At 68.0% G+C, this 3139-nt stretch carries 2 protein-coding genes; both read left to right on the plus strand.

Annotation, left to right across the window (positions count from 1 at the left end; translation table 11 throughout):
* Positions 1 to 1746, plus strand: a 1746-nt coding sequence (locus ACFYW1_RS38920; protein ID WP_389004560.1) for a condensation domain-containing protein, incomplete at its 5' end; no start/stop codon positions are given.
* A partial coding sequence (locus tag ACFYW1_RS38925) for a condensation domain-containing protein (protein ID WP_389004562.1) occupies positions 1743 to 3139 on the plus strand: 1397 nt, incomplete at its 3' end. The genes ACFYW1_RS38920 and ACFYW1_RS38925, both read left to right, overlap by 4 nt.

A 3139-nucleotide genomic window follows, 5' to 3' on the forward strand; every position in this document is an offset into this window, starting at 1 on the left:
CTGCCCCTGACCCCCAACGGGAAGGTCGACACCAAGGCCCTGCCCGCCCCCGGCCACCACCGGCCCGAACTCGCCACCACCTACACCCCGCCCCGGACGGACACCGAGCGCACCCTTGCCGCGATCTGGTCCGAGATCCTCGGCATCGACACCATCGGCATCCACGACAACTTCTTCGAACTGGGCGGGGACTCGATCGTCAGCATTCAGATGATCGCCCGGGCCAAGAAGTTCGGTGTGCACCTCACTCCACGACTGATCTTCAAGAACCAGACGATCGCCGAGATCGCGGTCCACGCGGCTGCGGCCGCGCCGGTCGACGCGGAGCAGGGACGGGTGGCGGGAGAGGTCCCGCTGACACCGATCCAGCACTGGTTCTTCGAGAAGGACCTGCCGACGTTCGACCACTTCAACCAGGCCGAACTTCTCGTCACCGACGGGCTCGCCCCCGACGTGCTGCGGCTCGCGCTGGCCGATCTGATCGAGCACCACGACGCGCTGCGGCTGCGCTGTGTGGACGGACCCGACGGCTGGCGGCAGTACCTGGACGAGACCGCGGACACCGACATCCTCGACGTGCACGACCTGTCCGGAGTTCCGGACGAGTCCCGGGCATCGGTGTCGCTGGACATCGCGGAGGAGACGCAGCAGAGCCTCGGCCTGGCCAAGGGCCCGTTGTTGCGGGCCGCCCTGCTGGAGCTGGGGCCGACGCGCGGGCAGCGGTTGCTCACCGTCGTACACCACTTGGCGGTCGACGGTGTGTCGTGGCGAATCCTCCTGGAGGACCTGGGCAGTTGCTACGAGCGACGGGCCGCCGGTCTCACACCCCTGCTGCCGGCCAAGACGACGTCGTTCCGGTCGTGGGCCCAGCGGCTGAACGGCTTCGCCGACTCCGCTCGGGCGCGGGCCGAGTACGCCTACTGGGCCGAGCCCAAGCCAGCCGGCCGGGTGCCGCGCGACCGGGACGGCCGTAACGACCTGGGATCCTCCGCCAGTGTCATGGCGGCGCTCAGCCCCGAGGAGACGCGTGCCCTGCTGCGGGACGTGCCACGGGCCTTCAGCACCCAGATCAACGACGCATTGCTCACCGCGCTGGCACACGCCCTGCGGGACTGGACGGGTGACGACGAGATCCTGGTCGGTCTGGAGGGACACGGCCGTGAGGACCTGTTCCCGGACGTGGACCTGTCGCGAACGGTCGGATGGTTCACGTCCGTCTTCCCCGTCGCGCTGCGGCTGGCGCCGGGAGTCACCGACCCGGTGGCCTCGCTCGACTCCATCCGCGAGCAGCTGGCGCGGATCCCCAACAAGGGCGTCGGCTACGGCATCCTGCGCCATCTCGGTGCCCCGGACATGACCGCCGTGCTGGGCCGGCAGCCCACTCCGGAAGTGAACTTCAACTACCTGGGGCAGTTCACCAGGGACCTCCCGGGCATCGGGCGGTACGCCGGTCCCGGCGAGTCCAAGGGCCACTCGATCAGCCCGGACGGCATGCGCTGGAACGTGCTGGACGTGACCGCAGCGGTCGAAGGCGACACGTTCGGCCTGTACATCAACTACTCGACCGCGCTGCACGAGCGGCGCACCGTCGAGCGTCTGGCCGAAGGCGTCCTCGGCCACCTGCGCGAGCTGGTCGCCGGCAGCGCGGACGGAGCCGCCGACGCCCGCCGGGAGTCCCCCGGTGTTCCCCTCACCGATGTCGATGACGCCGACATGGCCGCGATCCTGAAGAGGTTCTCGATATGAGTGCGCACAACGTGGAAGACGTCTACGGACTCTCGCCCCTGCAGTTCGGCATGCTCTACCACTCGCTGGAGGACACTTCCGACACGCGCCCGTACATGGTGCAGATGACGGAGGAGGTCCAGGGATCCTTCGACGAGGCGCTGTTCGGAGTCGCCTGGCAGCAGCTCGTCGACCGGCATTCGATCCTGCGCAGCGCGTTCGTGTGGGAGGGGGTGTCGGAGCCGGTTCAGGTGGTGCAGCGCCGAGCTCCCCTGCCCTTCGAAGTGAGAGATCTGCGCGGCCTGTCCGATCAGGAGGAGCGGCTGAGCGACTTCCTGGCCGAGGACTGGGACCGGGGGTTCGACCTCTCACGGGCCCCGCTGGTCCGGGTCACCGTGCTGCTGACGGGGGAGGAGCGCCGGATCGTCGTCTGGTCGTTCCACCACATCCTCCTCGACGGCTGGAGTGTGCAGATCCTCCAGAAGGAACTGTTCGCCCTCTACCGCGCGTTGCTCGACGGTACTTCCGCCGAACTGCCGACGACCGTCCCCTACCGCCGCTACATCGAGTGGCTCAACTCCCGGCAGGACGACGGTTCCGCGGCGTTCTGGACCGACTACCTGGCGGGCGTCAGCGAGCCCACCGCCCTGAACGTCGACCGGGACACCGGTGACACGGGAGTCGGCGAGTTCGAGGTGTGCGCCTCCGCGGAGCTGTTCGACCGGGCCCGGGACTACGCCAAGTCCCAGCGTGTCACGATGAACACCCTGGTACAGGGCCTGTGGTCGATCCTGCTCTCCCGGTACAGTCGCCAGGACGAGGTGCTGTTCGGCTCCACCATCTCGGGCCGGTCGATCGATCTGCCCGGCGTCGAGTCGATGATGGGCCTGTTCATCAACACCCTGCCGGTCCGCGGCCGGCTCACGGGCGACCTGGTGGTCTCCGAGTGGCTGAGTGATCTCCAGGACGAACAGCTGGAGATGCGGCAGTGGGAGTACTGCCACCTCGTCGACGTGCAGAAGCACAGCAGGATCCCGCGCGGTGAGCCCCTGTTCCGGTCGATCCTCGTCTTCGAGAACTATCCGGTGGTGCAGAAGCCGTCGGACTTCCCCGAGGGAATGACCCGACGCCTGGTCAACTGCGTGGAGCGCACCGGGTACCCGCTGACCCTGGTCGTATCGGCGGGCCGGGCCCTGGAGTTCCGCTTCGTCTACGACCGGAGCAGGTTCGACGCGAGGACGATCGAGCGCATGGCCGGCCACCTCGAAACCCTGCTGATCTCCGTGGTGGACTCGCCAGGCGCACGCATCGGCGATCTCAACATGTTGACGGTGGGGGAGTTGGGGGAGGTGTTGGTGGAGTGGAATGGTGAGAGTGGTCCGTATCCGGACACGGCGACCATTCACCGGCTGGT

The sequence above is a fragment of the Streptomyces sp. NPDC002669 genome, from assembly GCF_042889165.1.
GTDB lineage: Bacteria > Actinomycetota > Actinomycetes > Streptomycetales > Streptomycetaceae > Streptomyces.